The sequence below is a fragment of the Mucilaginibacter sp. genome (assembly GCF_041088075.1).
GTDB lineage: Bacteria > Bacteroidota > Bacteroidia > Sphingobacteriales > Sphingobacteriaceae > Mucilaginibacter_A.
In genome coordinates, this window is record NZ_JBGCVY010000026.1 from 38,400 (window position 1) to 58,500 (window position 20,101).

Consider the following 20,101-nt stretch of genomic DNA (forward strand, 5'->3'; position numbering starts at 1 on the left):
GTCGATTTTTAGCGGAAAATTAATTTGCCCGTTCCCAAACGGTGGTCCTACCCAGCAAAGAGATACCGATGTAACCGCGGATATCCAAGGTTTTGCCTTTGTAGGTCATTTTGCAACTGTAGGTTTTGCCGTTTTTGGGGTCATATATTTTGCCGTCCACGTATTTGTCGTCGCCTTCTTTCTCAAAATCCGACAAAATTTTCAAACCTAAAATCGGCCTTTTGCGCAATTGCTCGTCCGGGTTTAACTGGTCGGTACGTGGTTTGCCGTTTTCTAATTGGTCTTTCAGCCAAATAATTTTACCGTTAAATTTTCCGTTGGCAGCCTTGGTGATCTGCACTTTCGCCGTTTTGGCATCGTTGTACCAAAGCCCTTCCACTTTGTCGGTTTGTGCTTTTGCAGCAAAGGCAGAAATCAGCAACAGGATGAAGCAGGACAACAGGTTTTTTTTAAGGATGTGCATAGTGGTTCAGGTTTAAATTTTCGCAATCAAGATACAATCTTTTACGGGAGATTTAACCAGAAGTAATGTTTCTGTCTCCTTTTAAAAGCTACTTCGGTTTTTCCATTGGTAAAGAAAAATCCCGGCCTGGTTTAAAAATTTGGTTTATTGGTTTTGTACTACAAATATCCATTTTGAAGCAACAGAAAAAAGGGCTGTACTTCGGAATGATTTGTCAAAAGTTCGGTTATTTTGGTTTGGGGCCGAATTGTTTTGGTTGAATTGATGATGCTTCTTTTATCGGCATAAAATTGGTGTCCGTATTGGTTTTGGATGAACGATAACGATACCAAATTTTAGGTGCTAAAAGAAGCATCGGAAAAAGGTTTTGGCTAAAGCCATTTCGGGGCTTGCAAATCCACGGCCTAAAGGCCGTGGCAATGAATAAGAGCCTGTTTAAATATTTTCCATGCTTCTTTTATCACATAAAAAATTGGTTTTAAAGTTCTTGACATTGTTTAATAAAACCAGAAACAAGGCTTACAGGTGTAAAATAAGTATCACAAATTTTTTGATCTATTTCATTGCCGTTGGCTTTAGCCAGCGGATAGAATAAAAGCAGCGAACGGCTTTAGCCAAAAACCAATTCTACTGTTCGGCTAAAGCCGGTTCCCAAATTCACAGCTACCGTTGGCTAAAGTCAACGGCAATATAAAATTGATGCAAAGCTTAACTTTAGCCAAACCAATTTAAATTGCTCTTTTAGGATGCCATTTTTCAGATCAATTTTAAACTTTCAATTTTGCCGCTTCTTCCACAAAATCAATACTTCGCGGCAAGGTTAAAAACAGCGCGCTCATTTCTTCCGGCAGGGCAACCAGTTTTCGTTTTACGGTATCAATCCAGGCGCCTTCGGCAACAATAACCGCTGCTTTTACACCATCGCTTCGGTAAATTTCATGGCGGATTGTCCAGCGGGAAGCATCCGCCCTCGATTTTACAATTTCGCAGGTAACTTTAATGTACTCGTTCAACGCCACTTCCCGCAAGTAAAACAATTCTTCGCGAAACAACACCGGGCCGATTTTCAATTCAAAAAGTTTTAAAGCACTCAACCCGCATTTTTCGAGCATGTTTACGCGTGCCTGCGCGGCAAAATCAGCATAAGCCGAATGCCGCATGTGCTGGTTGGCATCAATTTGCGACCAGATAACCTGGCCTTCAAAAAATATGTGCATAAAAGAAGTATTAGCGATTTTCGGCTTTAAACTTTTTTACCGCTTCGGTCAGTTTTGGCAAAATTTCCATCACATCGCCTACAACGCCGTAATTGGCCGCTTTGAAAAACGGTGCTTCCGGGTCTTTGTTGATCACCACAATGGTTTTAGAACCGCTAACGCCGGCCAAATGCTGGATTGCTCCCGAAATCCCGGCAGCAATGTACAAGTTAGGGCGGATAGTGCCGCCGGTTTGGCCAACATGTTCGTGGTGCGGCCGCCAGTTGGAATCGGCAACCGGGCGAGAGCAAGCTGTTGCCGCGCCCAGTTCGTGCGCCAGGTTTTCGATCAGGCCCCAGTTTTCCGGGCCTTTCATGCCACGACCGCCCGAAACCACCAGTTCTGCATCAGCCAACGGCACTTCGCCGGTTATTTTTTCTACGCTTTTTACTTGGATGGCAAAGTCTTTTTCTTCAAAAGCAATTGCTAATTTTTCTACCGAGGCCGTTCCTTCGCCTTTAACCAACGGGAAAGTATTGGGCGATAACGTGATGATCTTAACCGGACTGGTTATATTAACATAAGCAAAAGCTTTCCCGGAAAAAGCAGATTTCTTGATCACAAAACCTTTTTCCAAATTAGGGAAATCCAAGGCACCGGCCACAAAACCAGCTTTTAGTTGGATGGCAACGCGGGGCGCAATCGCGCGGCCATTTACATCGTGCAGCAAAACGATCACCTGGCTGTTTTCCTGTTGTGCAGCGGTAACCAAAATCCGGGTACAGGCGCGGGCGTTCAGTTCGTTTAAGCGTTCATCTGCAACATGCAAAACCTTTTGTGCGCCATACGCGCCTAATTCCTGCAAAGCTGGTTCTTCAATTTGTCCGGCTGCAACAGCGGTTGCGTTTGTGCCGAGTTTTTTGGCAATTTCGGATGCATATTGTACCGCTTCCAAACTTGTTTTTCGGATAACGCCTTCGATATGTTCTACAAATACTAAGACTGACATTTTCTTGATTTTTAAGGTTTAAATAACTTTGCTTACCGTGTGCAGCAGGTTAACTAATTCGTCCATTTCATCGGCACCAAGCAGTTTTACACCGGCTTTTGCATGCGGCAGTTCGTAGTTGACAACCATGGTAAGGCTTTCTACGGCTGCGGGAACGACTACTTGTAACGGTTTTGTCCTGGCCGACATGATGCCGCGCATGTTTGGGATGCGTGCTTCGGCCACCCCTTTTTGGCAGGAAATCACCAACGGCAAACTGCAACTATCGGTTTCCTCGCCGCTGTCAATCTCGCGTTTTACGGTGGCGGTGTTTCCTTCCAAAGCAATTGAAGTTGCAAAACCGATGTGGTCCAAGTCCAGCAATTCGGCAACCATCGGCCCAACGGCACCGTTGGCATAATCAATGGATTCTTTTCCGCATAAAATTAAATCGTAACCAACCGTTTTGGCATAAGCGGCAATATAATGCGCAACAACGTAAGGATCAGTGCTATCGGCATTAATCCGTATCGCTTCATCCCCGCCCAAAGCCAGCGCTTTTCGGATGATCGGTTCTGTTGCCGCGCGGCCAACCGTAATTAAATGCACGGCATGGGCAAGGCCGGTTTCTTTTAACTCCAACGCACGAACCAAGGCATACCATTCATCATAAGGGTTGATGACGAAGGTTACGCCGTTTTCTTCCACCGCCGTATCGTTGTTTTTTAGGCTGATTTTGGTAACCGTATCCGGAACCTGGCAGATACAAACTAATATTTTCATGTTTTCGGTTTAATTTGGTGCAGCAATGCGATTGTGTGAAGCTGCTAATTTAGAAAAGTAAAATTAGTTTTGCCGACCGATTAAAAAAGGGCAGGAGTGCGGTGGTTTTGGTCAAAAAAACGGGGAAAAAGGGAAAGTGTATTGACAATTTTCATCACCAATTTTATGCCGATAAAAGAAGCATTTACATTGTCATCCTGAATTTAATTCAGGATCCCTCTTCCACGGTTCTAACCTTTCTTGTGGGATGCCGAAAAGATTTCGGCATGACAAAACGCACTGAATTTATGCCGGTAAAAGAAGCATTGTACTGTCATCCTGAATTTATTTCAAGATCCCTTTTCCAAGGTTGTAACTTTTCTAATGAGATGCCGAAATAAGTTCCGGCATGACAAAACACACTAATTTTTAAGTGGTAAAAGAAGCATTTGGCATAGTCATCCTGAAATTTTTTCAGGATCCCTCTTCCAGGGTTTTAACTTTTCTGATGGGATGCCGAAACAAGTTCTGCATGACAAAACGTACTGAATTTATGCCGGTAAAAGAAGCATTCTGTTGTCATCCTGAACTGGTTTCAGGATCCCTCTTCCATGGTTCTAACTTTTCTGATGGGATGCCGAAACAAGTTCTGCATGACAAAAACACACTGAATTTATGCCGGTAAAAGAAGCATGGCCTTTAGTCATCCTGAATTTAATTCAGGATCCCTCTTCCACAGTTCTAACCTTTCTCGTGGGATGCCGAAAAAATTTCGGCATGACAAAAAATACAAGGCACTGATTTTATGCCGATAAAAGAAGCATTGTACCTAACTATTCGCCTTAATCCGATATTCCGACGGCGAAAAACCCGTATGTTTTTTAAAGTATTTGCCAAAGGAAGATTGATCGGGGAAGTTGATTTCCTCCGCCACGCGCGCAATGCTGGTTTCGTGGTTGCGCAGCAAAACTTTGGCTTCTAAAACTACGGCATCATCAATCCAGTCGCCCGCGGTTTTGCCCGTAACTTCTTTGATGCTTTCGGTTAAATGTTTGGAGGAAACGCACAGTTCATCAGCATAATACTGCACGTTGCGGTGCTTTTTATACTGATGAAAAACTAAGTTCTGGAAAAGCATGTTCAGTTCCTGTTTGCGCGTTTGCTTTTTTTTGATGATCACGTGCTGCTGCTCGTAAACCGCGGCAATTTCGTACAAAAGCGCCACCAAAATACTTCGGCAAATTTCTGTGCGGAAACGGTGTTCTTCGCGCCGCAACTTATGCTGGATGATGGAAAAAATCTCGCCCAAAACCTTTCCGTTTTGCTGCTCCAAAAAAATAACCGGCGTTGATGAAGTTTTAAAAAAACTAAAGGTTTCGATAAAATGGCTGTTGATGTTGTGCTCGGTTAAAAAAGCTTTTGAAAAAACCAAAAAACGACATAAAAAATCCTCGCTGCTGTTAAAAATCCGCAAAATGTGGAAAGGCGTGGCCAGCAAAACCGCGTCCGGCCGGGCATCGTAAACCTGTAAGTTCACTTCCACTTTGGCACTTCCGCGGGTACAAATGCCGATGATATAACCTTCGGAACGGTAAGGATATTCGCTTAAAGCCAGCAGTTGTTTTTCTTCGGTGATAAAAAAATCGGTACCGATGGATTTATCGGCATACAAATCCACAAACTTGTTAAAACTTAATTGGGCTATTTTTTTACTCATTCAGGCGAAACGGTTCCTCCTTCAAACCTATTAAATTCTGTTGGGATTACTGGTTTATAATGCTTCTTTTACCAGGCAAAAATTGGGGGCATAAAAACAGCATAACCAGGATTGGGGAACGAACGTAAAAGGGTTGAAAACCAATCCAGTTAAATTCCGGCTTTTTGACTAAATTACCCGCATTACACACCTTTTTTTTGGATTTTCCAATTCTAAATTTACCTTCGCCATGTTTGTTTATAAAACCTAATTTTAAACAACCTTATTCCTAACCAATTTTAATGATGATGAGAAAAATTTTACTATTGTTGCTGGCTTTGCTGCCGGCAATTACTTTTGCGCAGGGTTTCCAGGTGAATGTGGCCGGGCAAAAACAAATTGGCATGGGCCATACCGGCACCGGCCTGGTGCAAGATGGTGCCTCGATATTTTTTAACCCAGGCGCGGTTGTTTTATTGCCCGATAATTCTGTTCAGGCAGGTGTCAGTCCGCTTGTTTTTAAATCTGCTTTTAACCCTTCGGGCAGTAATGATGTTTATGATTCTAAGAGTAAAGTGGCCACGCCATTTTCGGGTTATGCGGTTTTTGGCCCCAAAGCTTCCTGGTGGAAAGTTGGCCTTGGCGTTTACGTCCCTTATGGCGGTTTGGTGGACTGGAGCAATAACTGGGTCGGCAAATACGCTTTGGAAAGCCTGAACCTGAAAGCCATTTATTTTCAGCCTACGGTAAGTATCCGCCTCAACAAAAATTTTAGTATCGGCGGCGGTTTTGTTTACAACCGCGGCAGTGTTGATTTAACGCGTGCCATCCCTTTGGCCAATTCTTCCGGGGCCGACGGACAGGCCGAACTAAAGGGCAGCGGGAACGGTTACGGCTGGAACGCGGGCTTGTTTATCAAAACAGATGTTGGTTTAAACATCGGGCTGAACTATCGCTCTAAAGTAAACACGACCATCAACAATGGCAACGCGATGTTTCAGGTTCCGGCTTCGGTTCAGGCAAACTTTCCGCAGCCCAATACTTTCAAGGCTGGCATACCTTTGCCTTCAACCACAACGCTTGGTTTGGGCTACAAGTACAAAGAACACTGGTTGTTTGCGGTTGATGTAAACTTTGTAAAATGGGACGTTTACAAAGCGTTGGCTTTTGATTATGCTTCCAACACGGCGGCTTTGCAGGATACTTATTCGCCAAGAAATTATAAAAACGCTTTTTCTTACCGCGCTGGCGCACAATACAGTTTGCCAACCAATTGGGCCTTTAGGGCTGGCGGCGGTTATATCATGAAAGCTGCGCAAGATGGTTATGTTACGCCGGAAGTACCGGATGCAGACCGCTATTATCTGACGGGTGGAGTGGGTTACAAAGCCACAAAAAACTTTGACATAGACCTTTCTTTTGAGTACGAGCGTTTGATGAGCCGTACACAAACCACCATCGAAACGCAATTGTCCGGCACTTACAAATCCAACGTTTATATCCCCGGCATTTCCCTTACTTATCACTGGTAGTACCTTCAAAATCAAACCAAAATGAACAACTTTAAAAATATATTTATTTTAACGGCAGGTATTTTAAGCTTTGCTGCCTGCAAACCCGAATTTAAAAAACCAACCGCTACCAGCGGCACGGCAGATTTTTCGCGTTATATCGCTGTTGGAAACTCGCTTACGGCCGGTTATGCCGACAATGGTTTGTACCTGGAAGGCCAGCAAAACTCTTACCCTTCTATCATTGCCAAACAAATGCAGCAAATAGGTGGTGGAACTTTTACGCAACCATTGTTTACCGAAGCACAGGCAAATGGTTCCGGATATGTAAAACTGACTGGTTTTAACGCGGCCGGTTCTCCGGTTTTGGCCCCGATAACAGATCAGTTGGCCGTTCGCGGTGTTGTTCCAATCCCGGGTTTTGGCAATGTTACCACTTATGCCAAATACAGTGGCGACAACAACAATTATGGCATACCGGGAATGAAATTGTTGCATATTAATTATGCTGCTTACGGCAACCTGAATGGTTATTACGAAAGATTATTGCCTGGCAACGCAGGTACAAATTCTACCACTTACTTAGATTATGTTACCGCAAAACCTTTTACCTTTTTTAGTAATTGGATGGGCAATAACGATGCGTTGCTATATGCCGTATCTGGTGGCGCGGGCGATGTGCTGACCGATAAAACTACTTTTACCCAGTTATATACGCTGTTGTTATCGCGGTTGACGGCTGCCGGGCAAAAAGGCATTTGTGCAACCATCCCGGATGTTACCGCCATTCCTTATTTCAATACCGTTACGCCGGCTTTGGTTTTGGCTTCGGTGCAAAAAGCAAATCCTACGGTACAAGCTATTTTTATCAATGCAAAAAGCACTGCTGATGTAACCAGCACCACGTATGCAGCAAGGCCCGCCACATCTGCAGACATGATCACCTTAACTTTCCCCACTTCAAAAATCGGGACACCGGTTGCCACGCCTGCCGGAAACCTGCCTTATGGTTTAACGCCTTATACACCCATCGAAAACCTATATGTTTTGGATGCCAATGAAGTTGCTTTAGCCAAAGATTATGTAAATTCTTACAATACGACTATCAAAACTGTAGCGGCATCTAAAGGCATAGCCGTGGTTGATATGTACAGCTTTTTGAACGACATCAAAGCACACGGACTGGTTGTAGATGGCCTGACTTTAACTTCAAACTACATCACCGGCGGGATATTTTCGTTGGATGGCGTGCATTTAACACCACGGGGTTATGCAATCGTGGCCAACCAGTTTATCAAAACAATCAACGCACAGTATAACTCTAATATTCCGTTGACAAGTGTGGCCACGTATCGGGCGGTGAAGTTTCCGTAAATATTAATACATTTTCTTTTTTTGTGATTTTCCAAGTGCTTCTTTTATCAGCTAAAAATTCTTATAAAAGAAGCACTTTGCATTTATGGTATAACATCCAAAATTTGGACAAGCAAAAAAAGATGGATAAAAGAAGCATTAGCAACTTTGTTGGCTAAACTGTAAACAATAGCTGTAAAAAAATTAAATTATTGAACACATTGAATTATAAAAATTGATTTAACAAATTTTAACAGGAACAAATTTTAACATAGTTTACATGTCAATTTTTAATTAATAGATTAGCTCTTGTATTTATATAACGATTAATATGAACAAAAAATTAACCCTTATTATTTTAGTGTTTACTACCTGTTTTACTGTAAAGGCACAAACGCAAAAAGGAAGTCAGCTTTTGGGTGGAAGCGTTTTATTTGGAATAACTAACGATAAGTCCGACAATGTTAATTACACCAACAGCTCTTACAACAATAGTTATAAAAGTAAAGAAATTTCGTTTTCAATCGGGCCTGATTATAGCTATTTTGTTGCTAATAACCTTGATTTAGGATTAAGTTTAGGTTATGGAACAGACAAAACAACTTACAATTATTCTGTTGCAAATACATCTTACAGTGTTTTGCCTTATAAAAATAACAATCAATATTACTCTGGAGGGATTTATCTTAGGAAGTATTTTTTGTACAACCAAAAGATAGGCATTAGAACCGGCCCTTATGCACAATATCAAAAGTATAAATACCAAGTTGATTATTTAGAACCACAAGTAAACAATAATAATTTTTCGCAAACGGGAAATTATGTTAACACAGGTTTTATTTTAGATATAGTTTATTTCCCAACAAAAAGAATAGGTTTAACTTCTACACTTGGTACGTTGGGTTACGTTTATGGCAATAGTAAATTTGTTGGTTCGTATAGCAACGGGCAGGATAAAGTAAATTCTTTTGGGGTAAGGTTTGTTTCAGCTTTAAACTTATCCCTTGTTTATTGTTTTGGAAAGTAAAATGTTGAATCGCTTGATGCTTCTTTTATCAGATAAAAAACCGGTAAGTTTTTTAAACAAATTTTTAGAAACATACCGGTTTTTTGTTTTCGTTAAATTATTGAAGTGAAATTATATACTTCTTTTATCCTGTAAAAATTGGTAAAACAATTTGACAGGCAGCAGAATTAGGTTTTGAAAGCTTTTAGCAATAAAATAACTTACTAGGCTTTTAACCAATGGCCAAATTCAAAACCCAACATGGCTGTTTTAATTAAAATAGCTGCGATGCCAACCACTGCCGTTGCTTTAACTAAAGGTTTGCTTTTGTACTTTTCGAATAGTTGATCTGGGTCCATAGTAAATTGGTTTTTAAATAAGGTTGGTAAATTTGAATAAACAAATGTAGCAAAACTATTTTCTGGAATTGTAGCAGTTTCATTTCCCATAAAAAACCACCAATCTTTTCTCCGCAAAGCAAAAACGATAAAAAAGCTAAGCCCGGCATTAGGCGTTACGGTAAATAACACTTGTTGCCGGGCTTGTTGTTAAAAGCATAATTTACTTTTTTTCGGGCGGAGTAGAAGTGATCTCGCCAAACTCGTTTACGTAAGCCATCATGTTTTCCAGGTCTCCGCTGGTCGAATTTTGCTGACGTTCTAATTTGCGTTGTTCTTTATCTTCCTTCTTTTTCATCCTGTTTTTTTCCAACTGCTTTTTCATAAAAGTTGCCTGCGACTTTGCCATGTTTTTTCTAATTTAAACTCCTACTGGTTTTGCCTGTCCTGCTTCAAACAAAAGTTTTGCTGCAAAATTTGCAACGTATTTTGCCAGAGAACCTAACATTAATGCCTTGCTTTAACGGTAAAACAGCAAGAAAAAATGAATGCTGATCTTTTATAAATTTTATAATGGATAAGCGTGCAAACAACCAGGGATAGTGGTTCGTGATCCGTTTGGCTGCAAATGTACAAATTTGCCGCTTAAAATTTGGTCATGGCAATACAATACTGTTTTTATGCCTATAAAAACAGTATGCTAAAAATATTTTTTAAACGTTAAACCGTGATTAAAAAGATGCCTGGGCGTTTACCTGTCAGTTTTGCGCAAACAATATTTGGGTTGAAGTTTTATCTTAATAAAAACAAAACCATGAACTTACCGGAAGACGATAACCAAACCAACGACCCGCAGCAAAGCAACGATGACGGACTGAACCAAACCACACCAAACGACAACCAAGAATTAGACCGTATCAACGACGCCGTGCAGGCTGCCGAGCCTTCTTTCACCTTAAACTATGAAAGTGATATTGCCGGGGATGTGGCCGGAGCGCAAGACAAAGAGGACGAAAAAGGGCCAAACCTGAAACAATAAACGTTTCGTGCACAAATAAAAAACGCCTGTTTTGCTTTTTAAGATAAAAGCATTCAGGCGTTTTTTATAAAATTTAATGCTTTTACCATGCGCTTGGCCCGGCACCTTTCATCGAGTACCAAACTACTACAATAGCAAGTGCAACCAAAAAAATAATGGCCGGAACCAGGCCGATAACCTTGGTTTCTTCATGGTGGTGTTCTTCGTGTGCTTCCATATTGCAAACTTAATATATTTTTAAAAATCCCAATGCCCGGAATGCGCGTAACGTTTAATTTTACTTGTTTTCTTTGTATTTTACCTTAAAAACCAGCATCGTGATGTTTAAGGCAACCGTAATTAAATTGGTAATGATAATAGCAATGTCGCTTTTGGCAACGCCGTAAACAACCCATAATATGTTGCCGGTAAGCATCACAATAAACATAAATATAGAAACATCGCTGGCTTTTTTAGTTTTAAAAGTAGTAACTACCTGCGGTAAAATAGCAAGCGATGTACAGGCACCCGCCACCAATCCAAGTATTTTTATAAAAGTGCTGTCCATCAATTTAATTTTCCGGTTAAAAAAGAACTGCCTTTTCGGGGCATTGTTTTTTAAGGCATAAAAGAAGTATTTGGGGAAAAAACGGAACGAACATTTTAAACCATTGCCAAACGTTATATTTTTAAAAATACTTCGGATTTTGGCCAAATCAGTTTTAATTTGTGCATGTACAAATTTCTCATTTTGCTGTTCCTTTCTGCCACGGCTTTTGGCCAGGAAGTTTTAAAGCCGACACAAAGTTTTTCGATCAGTGGAAAAGTGAAAAAAGAAGCGGTGATGACGATGGATTCGCTGAACAAAATCCCGTTAAAAGAAATTGGAAACATCAAAGTTACCAACCATTTAGGCGAGTTTAAACACCAGGACGAACACTTAAAAGGTGTTTTGCTGAAAGATGTGTTGCGGAATACAACTTTTGATGTAAGCAGCCCGAAACTGATGAGCCAATTATACTTTGTTTGCAGCGGTGCCGATGGTTACAAAGTAGTTTATTCCTGGAACGAATTGTACAATACGCCGGTGGGCGACCAGGTTTTTATTTTGATGGAAAAGAACGGCATCAAAGCAGCACAAATGCCAGAAAATATCCAAATGGCTTCGATGCTGGATTTTAAAACCGGAAGAAGATACTTGCATAATTTGAGTAAGATTGAGGTGAAGCAGGCGGATTAAATTTCACTTTCTTCCTCGCCAATCACCAAATTTTGTCCCGGCAAACCTTTCAGTTCCTGCGGATTGTGCGTTACAATAATGGTGCTGATGCTGTTTTTATCGAGTAAAATTTGGAGCTCTTCGATCAAATTGGTTTTTGTTTTGAAATCCAAAGCCGAAAAAGGTTCGTCCATCAATAACAATTTTGGTTTGATGGCCAGCGCGCGCAAAATGGCTAACCGTTGCTGTTGTCCGCCCGAAAGTTGTAAAGGTTTATGTTTTACAAAAGGTTTCAATCTTCCGAAATCCAACAAGCTTTTTATCAATTCCTGGTCTTTGGTGGCGTATTCCAGTTGCTGCTGCACCGTCATGTTTGGGAACAACGCGTAATCCTGAAACACAAAACCGCATTTTCTTTTTTGAGGAGAAAGGTTGATTTTGGAGGAAGTATCCAGCCAGATTTCATCATCAACCAAAATCCGGCCAGCATCAGGAAGCATTAAACCCGCAATCAATTTTAAAAAAGTAGTTTTGCCCGCACCCGAAGGACCGGAAATTTTAACCAAACTGCCGGTTTCCATCTCCAGCAAAACATGGAGCGGATAATTGCCCTGATACGTGTTCAGCTTTTTTTCAAGTTCGATGCGGATCATCCGGGCAAATTTTTAGACGCGTATTTATTGTAGATAAAAACAGCAACAACCAAAATAAAAGTAAAACCAAAAAGTACCAGCGAATAAAAATTAGCACTTCGGTAATCCATGTTTTCTACGGAATTGTAAATGGCGATGGAAGCGACGCGCGTAAGGCCGGGAATGTTTCCGCCGATCATCAAAACCACACCAAATTCGCCCAAAGTATGTGCAAAAGTCATCACGGTTGCGGTCAAAAGTGATGCGCGGATATTTGGCAGCAGCACTTTAAAAAACGTTTCCCGTTCCGATTTTCCCATGGTAAAAGAAGCATGTGCCAGCGAAACCGGCAATTGCTGCAAAGCGGATTTTACCGGACTGATCATAAACGGCAAACTGTAAATCACCGAAGCCAGCACCAATCCTTCAAAAGAAAAAACCAGTTGCAGGTTGAAATGCTGCAGCAGCCATTTGCCCAAACCTTGCTGTGGACTAAAAGCCAGCAGCAAATAAAAGCCCAAAACGGTTGGCGGCAAAACCAGCGGCATGGTAAACAACGCCTCCAAAATCACCTTTATTAACGAATGCCCTTTGGAAAGCCAATACGCCACCGGCAAACCCAGCACCAGCAAAATGGAAGTGCTGATGACCGCGAGTTTTAACGTAAGCCAAATGGGCGACCAGTCGATCAAATGCTTTTAGTTTTAGAGTTAAATTATTAGAATTATCATCCCCGCACATAGTCTTTCGGACTTCCGGTCTTTCGGACTATTATCGGTAACCGTATCGCTTCAAAATCGTTTTGGCCGAGGCACTTTGCATATACTGGTAAAATTTTTCGGCCTGTTGCTGGTTTCCGTTTGCTTGTTTGATAATGACCATGCCTTGCTCGATCGGCTGATAATCAGCAGCAGGAATGCGTTGCCAGTAAATTTTTTGCTTGTTGGCGGCATCGCTCACCAAAGCTTCAGTAGTAAAACCAACTTCGGCAACGCCGGTGCTTAGATAAATGTTGACCTGCGCAATACTTTCTCCATAAACTAGTTTCGGTTGGATTTTTTGCAGCAGATTTTTTCGTTGCAAAACTTCCGTCGCTGCTTTTCCATAAGGTGCCGTTGCCGGGTTTGCCAAAGCAATTTTTTTGATTTGACCGCTTTGCAACAGCTTTTCCCAATTGCTGAAATTGAGGTTTTGATTGCTGCAAATAATCAAACTGCCTAAAGCATAAACTGCTGGTTTTGAAGTGGTAAAGCCGGTTTTGTACAACTCGTTCGGAAAATCCATATCCGCAGAAAGGAAAACTGAAAAAGGCGCGCCGTTTTTAATTTGGTTGGATAAGTTGCCGGAAGAACCAACTATCGGTTCCATTTGAATATTCGTTTTCCGTGTAAAATCCTGCTGTAGCACTTTGATTACGCCTTGCAAGTTTGCCGCAACCGCAACTTTTAAAGCTTGTGCCGAAAGGTTATTTCCCGCAAAAATCAAAAGCAGCAAAAGGCATACTGTTTTTATCGGGTATTTTTTAGGCTGAAAGAGGTTTAATTCCATTTACATTGATTTTTTACCGGTAAAAGAAGCATCTGTTTTTACCGGATTTTAATTTGGATAAAAGTCAGGAAAATCTTTGTTAAAAAATATCTTTGCAGCGCATGGCGTACAAGTTTGTGGATAATTACCGGGAAAAAGGGGCGCGGAAACAGTTGGTGAAGTTTCTGGAAGACGTGAAAAAGATTGGCGACAAACGCGTGCTGAAAGCCATGGCGAAAGTGCCGCGCCATTATTTTTTTGACGAGACTTTTTGGAACCAGGCTTACCGCGACATTGCTTTCCCAATTGGCGACGGGCAAACCATTTCGCAGCCTTATACGGTTGCTTATCAAACGGAGTTGCTGCACATTCAACCAAAAGATAAAGTACTCGAAATTGGCACGGGTTCCGGCTACCAAACCTGTATTTTACTGGAGTTGGGCGCTGAAGTTTTTACGATTGAACGGCAAGTAAAACTGTATGAACGCACGTGCAAAGTGTTGCCTTTTATGGGTTATCAGGCACATTTTTTTTGCGGCGATGGCTCCAACGGCATCCCCGAACATGCGCCTTTTGACAAGATTTTGGTTACGGCCGGTGCTCCTTTTATCCCCGAAATTTTGTTGAAGCAGTTGAGGATTGGCGGTTTGCTGGTGATCCCCGTAGGCGACGAAAAAAGCCAGTTGATGACGACCATCCTTCGCGTTGCGGAAAACGATTTTGAGAAAGTGAGTTTGGATACGTTTCGTTTTGTGCCGTTGGTTGGCGATCAGGCGTGGAGTTGAAGAAAGTAGTAAGTATTTAGTATCAAGTATCAAGCAATAGTTCGATCTGCTTTGAGCCGTACCTGATACTAACTTCTTACCTTTTCATCACCCGGTCCATTTCAATTTTAGAATCCCGTTCTTTCATCGTTTCGCGTTTATCAAACGTCTTTTTACCTTGGGCGAGGCCGATTTCAATCTTGGCAAAACCATGGTCGTTGATAAAAATAGCCAACGGAACGATGGTGAACCCTTTTTCTTCGGTTTTGGATTGCAGCTTTTTTAATTCTTTCTTCTGCAATAATAAAATACGGTCGCGTTTGGCTTCGTGGTTGTAAAACGAGCCGTGCGAATATTCGGAAATGTGCAGGTTGCGGACGTACAAATCGCCGTTGATAAACGTGCAAAAGGAATCCGTCAGGTTCGCTTTTCCTTCGCGTATTGACTTAATTTCTGTCCCCAACAGCTTGATGCCAGCCACATATTTATCATCAATGTGAAAATCGAAATAAGCCCTTTTATTTTTGATATATACTTTTTGTTCTGCCTGTTCTTTCATTTTTGCTTGATCTGGTTGCGCTTCGTCCTGATCAGTAATTTCCTGATGCTTCTTTTACTGCACAATTAATACCGGCACCTTTACCAAATGCCGCACCGAATTGACCGTGGTGCCAAAGATAAGATCTTTAAAAACTTTATGGCCATGTGCGCCCATCACCAACAGTTCCAAATCCTGCTGGTTTACCACGCCTGCAATGGCTTTTGCCACTTTGCCATAACCAATGTATGGTTTAGAACGGTAGCCTAATTCCTGCAAACGCAACTGGTATTTCTCCAGGTTTTCGCGGTCGCTTTGGGTTTCAAAATCCATAATTTTATCGCCGTGGTAAGTTGCGCCGGCCGTTTCTACCACATGGATGAGGAAATATTCGGCACTTTTTCCGCCTTGCATCAAAGCGTGGCGAATGGTGTCCCGGTCGTTTTTGGTGAAATCAACGGCGATACCAATCCGTTTCAAAGCAACAGGGGCAATGGCCTCAATTTCCAAAGCCTGGCCATGCGGGATGCGCGTGGCAACTTCTGCAGAAACCCTAAAAAACGGCTTAAAAAACACGTATAAAAGAAGTATGCAGATGGCAATAGCAAAAGGAACGGTGGTGAAATGGATCAATTTCTGGTGCTGTGGAAATGCTTCGGCCCAATCTGCAATTTGCCCGACCACTAATTTGGCGTTCAACCCAACAATAATGATGGCTGCAATCCAAGCCAAAACTTTGATCCAGGTTTTGTTGGCAAAAACGCCCATTTTTTCTTTGTTGGAAGTGAAATGGATCAATGGGATCACGGCGAAACCCAGTTGCAAGCTCAGCACAACCTGGCTCAGCACCAGCAAACTTCCCAAAGCGCGTTCATCCGAATAAAGGATGGTAAAAAAAGCAGGTATAATGGCCAGCAAACGGGTTAACAACCGGCGCAGCCAGGGCGCAATCCGCAAGTTGATGTGGCCTTCCATGATAATTTGCCCGGCCAGCGTTCCGGTTACGGTAGAACTTTGTCCGGCCGCAATCAGTGCCACCGCAAACAAAACCGGCGCCAACGAACCAAAAATATGGTTGAGCAATTTATGCGCATCCTGAATTTCGGCTACCTGATGATACCCATTTCTGAAAAAAGCCGCCGCAGCCAAAATCAAAATGGCCGCATTGACAAAAAAAGCAAGGTTTAAGGCGACGGTCGTATCAATAAAATTCATTTTGATAGATTCGCGGATGCCGGTTTCTGTCCTTTCAATCTTCCGGGTTTGCACTAAAGAAGAATGCAAATACAAATTATGCGGCATCACCGTTGCGCCAATAATACCGATCGCGATGTACAGCGCGCTGCCATTTAGATTATGCGGGATCAAGCCTAAACCAATTTGTTTGACGTTTGGTTCGACAATAAACATCTCCACCAAAAACGATAGGCCGACGATAAAAACCATCGAAACGATAAAGCCTTCCAGATGACGCATCCCTTTGTTGAGCAGGTAAAGCAGCAAAATGGTATCGAGAAGTGTAACCGAAACGCCCCAGATCAGCGGCAAATGAAAAAGCAGTTGCAAACCGATGGCCATACCGATTACTTCGGCCAGATCACAAGCGATAATGGCAATTTGTGCCAGGATGAAAAGGCAGAAATTCACAAAACGCGAATATGTTTGCCGCGATGCCTGCGCCAAATCCAAACCTTGCACAATGCCCAAACGCGTACTTAACGATTGCAAAAGCAGCGCAATTAGGTTGGATAAAAGAAGCACCCAAATTAAGCGGTAACCAAATTGGCTTCCGGCTGCCAAATCGGTTGCCCAGTTTCCCGGATCCATATAACCCACGCTCACCATAAAAGCCGGTCCTAAAAAAGACAGAATCCTTTTCCAGCCAACCCGGCCCGAAGTGCTTACCGAGCCATGCACTTCGGCCAAAGATTCGTTATAGTTGCTCATAGTTTATTAAAATGTGTTTTGCAGCAGCTTTGCTGATGTTTATTTTTCCGCCGTTTTCGGTACGCAGAATTACCGTTTCATCAAAAGGAATAACTTCTTCCACTAAAATCTTTTTTCCGATTTTCAAATCCATTTTTTCGAGGTATTGTAAAAAAGAAGAGGAATGTTCTTTAATCCCTGAGATGATTCCCGCATCGCCTGCATTTAATGCAGCGACAGATTTCATTTCTACACATTTAATCGTTCCGCTTTGATCGGGGATCGGGTCGCCATGCGGGTCGTATTTTGGGAAACCCAAAAATTTGTCCATCCGGTCAACCAATTCCGGCGATTGGATATGCTCCAATTGTTCGGCCAGATCATGCACTTCGTCCCAGCCAAAAGCCAGTTTTTCTACCAGAAAATATTCCCACAAACGGTGTTTCCGGATAATTTTTAAAGCAATTTGTTTTCCCGAATCTGTGAGTTCTACACCCTGGTAACGTTCATAATTGATCAGGTTTTTACCCGAAAGCTTTTTCAGCATATCCGTAACCGAAGCGGCTTTGGTGTTCAAAACCATGGCAATCTGGTTGGTGTTTACCTGTTTGCTTTCGTCGGCAGATAAGTGGTAAATAGCTTTCAGGTAATTTTCCTCGGTAAAAGAAGTATCCATTTTTGGAATGCCTAATAATAAATTTAGGTTAGTCTAAAAATAACATTTTTATTTCTGTTTTGATTGAAAAAACTTAAATTATTTTGATGCGGCAGAAACAGCTATTATTGTAGCGTTATGGCAATGGAATTAGACAAAACAGACTTGCAGATTTTAAAAATTTTGCAGCAAAACGGACGGATCACCAACCTACAGTTATCCAACGAAATCGGGCTTTCGCCTGCGCCAACGTTGGAGCGCGTTCGAAAATTGGAAAATTCCGGCTACATTCTCAGCTATCACGCTTTAGTGGACGAGGAAAAATTGGGTCTGGGCATCAAAACATTTATCCAGGTTTCGCTGGATTTCCACAAAAACAATACAATCCAAATTTTTTTGGACGAGATCCAGGAAATCAAAGAAATTACCGAATGCCACCACGTTACAGGCCAATGCGATTTTTTGCTGAAAATTTATGTGAAAGACATTAAATCGTACGAGCAATTGATTATGCAAAAAATCAGTAGGATTACGGTGGTGAAGACTTTTCAAACGATGATCATCATGTCAACCAATAAAAAAGAACCGACAGTGCCGCTGGAGTATTGATGTTGCTGTCATTTCGACCTGAAGGGAGAAATCTTCTTCAAAGCGCAAATCCATTTTGTTGAAATAAGATTTCTCCCATTGGTCGAAATGACAGTGCCGCCAACTTTTGCCCGATAAAAGAAGCATTACAGCTTTTCGCTTTGAATAGGATTTCTCCCTTCGGTCGAAATGACACTAAATACTTCTTTTACCGATGTTTTTTATGCGCCTCGTTCTGTCATCCCGACCCAAAGGGAGGGATTTTCTTCAAAGCAGTTTTCAGCTTGTGTTTTTGAAAGAAGATTTTTCCCTCCGGAGCGAAAAAACAGCGCCACCAATTTTTGCCCGATAAAAGAAGCATCAGCTAATTTGCCAGTCAATTGGTTCGATGCCGTTTTCTTCTAAAATAACGTTGGCTTCCAAAAAATGATCGTTGCCGAAAAAACCGTTATGCGCTGCCAATGGCGAAGGGTGCGCCGACATCAGCAAATGGTGTTTCTGCGGATCAATCAGCTCGCCTTTTGCCTGTGCAAATTTCCCCCACAACAAAAAAACGACGTTTTCTTTTCGGTCAGAAATTTCCTGGATAACTTTGTTGGTGAAAATTTCCCAGCCTTTTTTCTGGTGCGAACCCGCCTGATTTGCGCGAACGGTTAAAGTTGCGTTGAGCAAAAGCACGCCTTGCTCGGCCCAATACGTTAAATCGCCGTTTTGCGGAATTTTATATTCTGGGAATTCCTGCTTCAACTCCTTAAAAATATTAAGCAACGACGGCGGCGGCGGAACACCTTTTTGTACAGAAAACGATAAACCATGCGCTTGTCCGGCTCCATGGTAAGGATCCTGACCGATAATTACCACTTTCACATCATCAAAAGGCGTTTTGGCAAAAGCATTAAAAATGTCTTTACTTTTTGGATAAACGGTGTAGCCGGCTTCTTTTTCCTGTTGCAAAAACGCTTTTAATTTCACCATGTAATCCTTTTCAAATTCATCTTTTAAAATTTCAAGCCACGAAGGTTCTAATGCAATTGACATAAATTATTTTTGAATTATTGATTTAACACGCAAATAAGCAGATATTTGTACTTCAATTTATATACAACGTAATGCGTAATATTGTTCGATTGGTTGTTGCCTGTGTTATTTTGGGCGCGGCGGTTACCCTGGCCGCTTTTGGCTTTTGGTGGTGGGCGGTTTTGGTGTTTTTGATTGGCGGACTGGTGCTGCTGACTTTCTTTTTTAACGAAAATATGCTGTTGGCGCAATATTTTATGCGGAAAGAAAACATGCCGAAAGCAGAAGCATCTTTGCTGAAAATTACGGATTACGAAAAGCAACTGATCCGCAACCAGCACGGTTATTACAACTTGCTGTTGGGTTTGATCGAATCCAACAAAGCGCCTTTAAAATCGGAGAAATATTTTAAGAAAGCATTGTCATTGGGGTTGACCATGTCGCACAATATTGCGTTGGCCAAATTAAGTTTAGCCGGAATTTCGATGTCAAAGCGCAATAAACGCGAAGCACAAATGTATTTGTCGGAAGCGCAAAAAGCCGATAAAAACAAGCTGCTGGCCGAGCAGATCAAGATGATGAAAGGCCAAATGGCGCAAATGGACAAGCAGCAAGTTGGCCGCGGCGGTTTCCGGCAGCAGTTTTAAACCGGTTTTATTTCTCGTCTAAATGACTGAAATAGTCGTCTTTAAAAAAATAATCTTCATCAACATCTTTAACGTTTGAAGTTGCCGATGCTTCTTTTACCGATAGTTTTTGGTTGATAAAAGAGAAAAGGCTTTTTACAAACTCGAGGTCGAACTGGTGTTTGCTAAATTTGATCAGGTATTCGTTGTCTTTTATTTCAAAGCTGGAGTTGGTCATCTTTTCTAAATTAAATCTTATTCAAAAACAAAGACCGGCA

The 20,101-nt window shown here is 41.9% G+C and carries 26 protein-coding genes; 8 read left to right on the forward strand and 18 right to left on the reverse strand.

The genetic code is table 11. The annotated features are described in order from the left end of the window. Window positions 1-19: 19 nt before the first annotated feature. From V5804_RS05750 to V5804_RS05770, 5 genes are all read right to left on the reverse strand, one after another. Window positions 20-463: a DUF2147 domain-containing protein gene (locus tag V5804_RS05750; protein WP_369590425.1), complete on the reverse strand. Its 444-nt coding sequence runs from the start codon at window positions 461-463 to the stop codon at window positions 20-22. 767 nt (window positions 464-1,230) lie between these two features. Continuing rightward, complete coding sequence (locus V5804_RS05755) at window positions 1,231-1,680, reverse strand: acyl-CoA thioesterase (RefSeq protein WP_369590426.1); 450 nt, start codon at window positions 1,678-1,680, stop codon at window positions 1,231-1,233. Between the two features lie 10 nt (window positions 1,681-1,690). After that, complete coding sequence (locus tag V5804_RS05760) at window positions 1,691-2,668, reverse strand: electron transfer flavoprotein subunit alpha/FixB family protein (RefSeq protein WP_369590427.1); 978 nt, start codon at window positions 2,666-2,668, stop codon at window positions 1,691-1,693. 18 nt (window positions 2,669-2,686) lie between these two features. Beyond that, a complete protein-coding gene (locus tag V5804_RS05765; RefSeq protein WP_369590428.1) occupies window positions 2,687-3,430 on the reverse strand; it encodes an electron transfer flavoprotein beta subunit/FixA family protein in 744 nt (247 codons plus the stop codon). Window positions 3,431-4,238: 808 nt separating this feature from the next. Next, window positions 4,239-5,126 carry a helix-turn-helix domain-containing protein gene (locus V5804_RS05770; protein ID WP_369590429.1) on the reverse strand — a complete coding sequence of 296 codons (888 nt, stop codon included), beginning with the start codon at window positions 5,124-5,126 and terminating at the stop codon, window positions 4,239-4,241. A gap of 281 nt (window positions 5,127-5,407) precedes the next feature. On the opposite strand from V5804_RS05770, the gene V5804_RS05775 reads away from it, so the two are divergent. The 3 genes from V5804_RS05775 to V5804_RS05785 all read left to right on the forward strand — a co-directional run bounded on the left by V5804_RS05775 (window position 5,408) and on the right by V5804_RS05785 (window position 8,996). After that, window positions 5,408-6,637: an OmpP1/FadL family transporter gene (locus V5804_RS05775; protein ID WP_369590430.1), complete on the forward strand. Its 1,230-nt coding sequence runs from the start codon at window positions 5,408-5,410 to the stop codon at window positions 6,635-6,637. Between the two features lie 21 nt (window positions 6,638-6,658). Beyond that, window positions 6,659-7,990 carry an SGNH/GDSL hydrolase family protein gene (locus V5804_RS05780; RefSeq protein ID WP_369590431.1) on the forward strand — a complete coding sequence of 444 codons (1,332 nt, stop codon included), beginning with the start codon at window positions 6,659-6,661 and terminating at the stop codon, window positions 7,988-7,990. Between the two features lie 310 nt (window positions 7,991-8,300). After that, on the forward strand, window positions 8,301-8,996 hold the full coding sequence (locus V5804_RS05785; RefSeq protein ID WP_369590432.1) for a hypothetical protein: 696 nt from the start codon (window positions 8,301-8,303) through the stop codon (window positions 8,994-8,996). Window positions 8,997-9,199: 203 nt separating this feature from the next. Here V5804_RS05785 and V5804_RS05790 read toward each other — a convergent pair whose 3' ends face one another. Both V5804_RS05790 and V5804_RS05795 read right to left on the reverse strand, forming a co-directional pair. Next, complete coding sequence (locus tag V5804_RS05790; RefSeq protein ID WP_369590433.1) at window positions 9,200-9,505, reverse strand: hypothetical protein; 306 nt, start codon at window positions 9,503-9,505, stop codon at window positions 9,200-9,202. Window positions 9,506-9,536: 31 nt separating this feature from the next. Further along, window positions 9,537-9,722 carry a hypothetical protein gene (locus tag V5804_RS05795; protein ID WP_369590434.1) on the reverse strand — a complete coding sequence of 62 codons (186 nt, stop codon included), beginning with the start codon at window positions 9,720-9,722 and terminating at the stop codon, window positions 9,537-9,539. Between the two features lie 405 nt (window positions 9,723-10,127). On the opposite strand from V5804_RS05795, the gene V5804_RS05800 reads away from it, so the two are divergent. After that, window positions 10,128-10,352 (forward strand): hypothetical protein, encoded by a 225-nt coding sequence (locus tag V5804_RS05800; RefSeq protein WP_369590435.1) that lies wholly within the window; start codon window positions 10,128-10,130, stop codon window positions 10,350-10,352. 82 nt (window positions 10,353-10,434) lie between these two features. On the opposite strand, the gene V5804_RS05805 is transcribed toward V5804_RS05800, so the two are convergent. Both V5804_RS05805 and V5804_RS05810 read right to left on the reverse strand, forming a co-directional pair. Then, entirely contained in the window at window positions 10,435-10,569 is a 135-nt protein-coding gene (locus tag V5804_RS05805) for a hypothetical protein (protein WP_369590436.1), read from the reverse strand. Between the two features lie 60 nt (window positions 10,570-10,629). Continuing rightward, the gene (locus V5804_RS05810; RefSeq protein ID WP_369590437.1) at window positions 10,630-11,046 is read right to left on the reverse strand and encodes a SemiSWEET family sugar transporter; all 417 of its coding nucleotides are present in this window, start codon (window positions 11,044-11,046) and stop codon (window positions 10,630-10,632) included. 18 nt (window positions 11,047-11,064) lie between these two features. Between V5804_RS05810 and V5804_RS05815 the strand changes: the two genes are divergently transcribed. Beyond that, window positions 11,065-11,571 (forward strand): hypothetical protein, encoded by a 507-nt coding sequence (locus V5804_RS05815; protein ID WP_369590438.1) that lies wholly within the window; start codon window positions 11,065-11,067, stop codon window positions 11,569-11,571. Here V5804_RS05815 and V5804_RS05820 read toward each other — a convergent pair. From V5804_RS05820 to modA, 3 genes are all read right to left on the reverse strand, one after another. Then, window positions 11,568-12,203, reverse strand: a complete 636-nt coding sequence (locus V5804_RS05820) for a sulfate/molybdate ABC transporter ATP-binding protein (RefSeq protein ID WP_369590439.1) — start codon at window positions 12,201-12,203, stop codon at window positions 11,568-11,570. The genes V5804_RS05815 and V5804_RS05820 overlap by 4 nt on opposite strands. Further along, a complete protein-coding gene (gene modB, locus V5804_RS05825) occupies window positions 12,200-12,874 on the reverse strand; it encodes a molybdate ABC transporter permease subunit (RefSeq protein WP_369590440.1) in 675 nt (224 codons plus the stop codon). Before modB ends, V5804_RS05820 begins: the two co-directional genes overlap by 4 nt. A gap of 79 nt (window positions 12,875-12,953) precedes the next feature. Next, window positions 12,954-13,730, reverse strand: coding sequence for a molybdate ABC transporter substrate-binding protein (gene modA / locus V5804_RS05830; RefSeq protein WP_369590441.1), 777 nt, complete (start codon window positions 13,728-13,730; stop codon window positions 12,954-12,956). A gap of 101 nt (window positions 13,731-13,831) precedes the next feature. Between modA and V5804_RS05835 the strand changes: the two genes are divergently transcribed. Beyond that, the gene (locus tag V5804_RS05835; protein ID WP_369590442.1) at window positions 13,832-14,494 is read left to right on the forward strand and encodes a protein-L-isoaspartate(D-aspartate) O-methyltransferase; all 663 of its coding nucleotides are present in this window, start codon (window positions 13,832-13,834) and stop codon (window positions 14,492-14,494) included. 76 nt (window positions 14,495-14,570) lie between these two features. On the opposite strand, the gene smpB is transcribed toward V5804_RS05835, so the two are convergent. The 3 genes from smpB to V5804_RS05850 are packed head-to-tail and all read right to left on the reverse strand — an operon-like array spanning window position 14,571 to window position 17,613. Beyond that, entirely contained in the window at window positions 14,571-15,032 is a 462-nt protein-coding gene (gene smpB / locus V5804_RS05840; protein ID WP_369590443.1) for an SsrA-binding protein SmpB, read from the reverse strand. A gap of 54 nt (window positions 15,033-15,086) precedes the next feature. Continuing rightward, entirely contained in the window at window positions 15,087-16,958 is a 1,872-nt protein-coding gene (locus tag V5804_RS05845) for an Nramp family divalent metal transporter (protein WP_369590444.1), read from the reverse strand. Beyond that, window positions 16,945-17,613, reverse strand: a complete 669-nt coding sequence (locus tag V5804_RS05850; RefSeq protein ID WP_369590445.1) for a metal-dependent transcriptional regulator — start codon at window positions 17,611-17,613, stop codon at window positions 16,945-16,947. Before V5804_RS05850 ends, V5804_RS05845 begins: the two co-directional genes overlap by 14 nt. A gap of 117 nt (window positions 17,614-17,730) precedes the next feature. On the opposite strand from V5804_RS05850, the gene V5804_RS05855 reads away from it, so the two are divergent. Further along, window positions 17,731-18,201, forward strand: a complete 471-nt coding sequence (locus V5804_RS05855) for an Lrp/AsnC family transcriptional regulator (protein WP_369590446.1) — start codon at window positions 17,731-17,733, stop codon at window positions 18,199-18,201. A gap of 200 nt (window positions 18,202-18,401) precedes the next feature. Here the strand turns inward: V5804_RS05855 and V5804_RS05860 are convergent, their stop codons facing one another. Beyond that, window positions 18,402-18,560, reverse strand: a complete 159-nt coding sequence (locus tag V5804_RS05860) for a hypothetical protein (protein WP_369590447.1) — start codon at window positions 18,558-18,560, stop codon at window positions 18,402-18,404. Next, window positions 18,541-19,218 carry a uracil-DNA glycosylase gene (gene ung, locus V5804_RS05865; RefSeq protein ID WP_369590448.1) on the reverse strand — a complete coding sequence of 226 codons (678 nt, stop codon included), beginning with the start codon at window positions 19,216-19,218 and terminating at the stop codon, window positions 18,541-18,543. The genes V5804_RS05860 and ung overlap by 20 nt, the downstream gene beginning before the upstream one ends. Before the next feature lie 71 nt (window positions 19,219-19,289). On the opposite strand from ung, the gene V5804_RS05870 reads away from it, so the two are divergent. Further along, a complete protein-coding gene (locus V5804_RS05870) occupies window positions 19,290-19,844 on the forward strand; it encodes a DUF2892 domain-containing protein (protein ID WP_369590449.1) in 555 nt (184 codons plus the stop codon). A gap of 7 nt (window positions 19,845-19,851) precedes the next feature. Here V5804_RS05870 and V5804_RS05875 read toward each other — a convergent pair whose 3' ends face one another. Then, a complete protein-coding gene (locus V5804_RS05875) occupies window positions 19,852-20,061 on the reverse strand; it encodes a hypothetical protein (RefSeq protein WP_369590450.1) in 210 nt (69 codons plus the stop codon). Between the last annotated feature and the right edge of the window lie 40 nt (window positions 20,062-20,101).

Excerpts from the sequence above, each read along its gene's own strand:
- V5804_RS05755 (WP_369590426.1), bottom strand. The coding sequence starts at position 1,680 with ATGCACATATTTTTTGAAGGCCAGGTTATCTGGTCGCAAATTGATGCC.
- V5804_RS05850 (WP_369590445.1), bottom strand. The coding sequence starts at position 17,613 with ATGGATACTTCTTTTACCGAGGAAAATTACCTGAAAGCTATTTACCAC.
- V5804_RS05805 (WP_369590436.1), bottom strand. The coding sequence starts at position 10,569 with ATGGAAGCACACGAAGAACACCACCATGAAGAAACCAAGGTTATCGGC.
- V5804_RS05765 (WP_369590428.1), bottom strand. The coding sequence starts at position 3,430 with ATGAAAATATTAGTTTGTATCTGCCAGGTTCCGGATACGGTTACCAAA.
- V5804_RS05835 (WP_369590442.1), top strand. The coding sequence starts at position 13,832 with ATGGCGTACAAGTTTGTGGATAATTACCGGGAAAAAGGGGCGCGGAAA.
- ung (WP_369590448.1), bottom strand. The coding sequence starts at position 19,218 with ATGTCAATTGCATTAGAACCTTCGTGGCTTGAAATTTTAAAAGATGAA.
- V5804_RS05845 (WP_369590444.1), bottom strand. The coding sequence starts at position 16,958 with ATGAGCAACTATAACGAATCTTTGGCCGAAGTGCATGGCTCGGTAAGC.
- V5804_RS05775 (WP_369590430.1), top strand. The coding sequence starts at position 5,408 with ATGATGATGAGAAAAATTTTACTATTGTTGCTGGCTTTGCTGCCGGCA.
- V5804_RS05750 (WP_369590425.1), bottom strand. The coding sequence starts at position 463 with ATGCACATCCTTAAAAAAAACCTGTTGTCCTGCTTCATCCTGTTGCTG.
- modA (WP_369590441.1), bottom strand. The coding sequence starts at position 13,730 with ATGGAATTAAACCTCTTTCAGCCTAAAAAATACCCGATAAAAACAGTA.
- V5804_RS05820 (WP_369590439.1), bottom strand. The coding sequence starts at position 12,203 with ATGATCCGCATCGAACTTGAAAAAAAGCTGAACACGTATCAGGGCAAT.
- V5804_RS05870 (WP_369590449.1), top strand. The coding sequence starts at position 19,290 with ATGCGTAATATTGTTCGATTGGTTGTTGCCTGTGTTATTTTGGGCGCG.
- V5804_RS05770 (WP_369590429.1), bottom strand. The coding sequence starts at position 5,126 with ATGAGTAAAAAAATAGCCCAATTAAGTTTTAACAAGTTTGTGGATTTG.
- V5804_RS05800 (WP_369590435.1), top strand. The coding sequence starts at position 10,128 with ATGAACTTACCGGAAGACGATAACCAAACCAACGACCCGCAGCAAAGC.
- V5804_RS05855 (WP_369590446.1), top strand. The coding sequence starts at position 17,731 with ATGGCAATGGAATTAGACAAAACAGACTTGCAGATTTTAAAAATTTTG.
- V5804_RS05815 (WP_369590438.1), top strand. The coding sequence starts at position 11,065 with ATGTACAAATTTCTCATTTTGCTGTTCCTTTCTGCCACGGCTTTTGGC.
- V5804_RS05785 (WP_369590432.1), top strand. The coding sequence starts at position 8,301 with ATGAACAAAAAATTAACCCTTATTATTTTAGTGTTTACTACCTGTTTT.
- V5804_RS05795 (WP_369590434.1), bottom strand. The coding sequence starts at position 9,722 with ATGGCAAAGTCGCAGGCAACTTTTATGAAAAAGCAGTTGGAAAAAAAC.
- smpB (WP_369590443.1), bottom strand. The coding sequence starts at position 15,032 with ATGAAAGAACAGGCAGAACAAAAAGTATATATCAAAAATAAAAGGGCT.
- V5804_RS05875 (WP_369590450.1), bottom strand. The coding sequence starts at position 20,061 with ATGACCAACTCCAGCTTTGAAATAAAAGACAACGAATACCTGATCAAA.
- V5804_RS05780 (WP_369590431.1), top strand. The coding sequence starts at position 6,659 with ATGAACAACTTTAAAAATATATTTATTTTAACGGCAGGTATTTTAAGC.
- V5804_RS05760 (WP_369590427.1), bottom strand. The coding sequence starts at position 2,668 with ATGTCAGTCTTAGTATTTGTAGAACATATCGAAGGCGTTATCCGAAAA.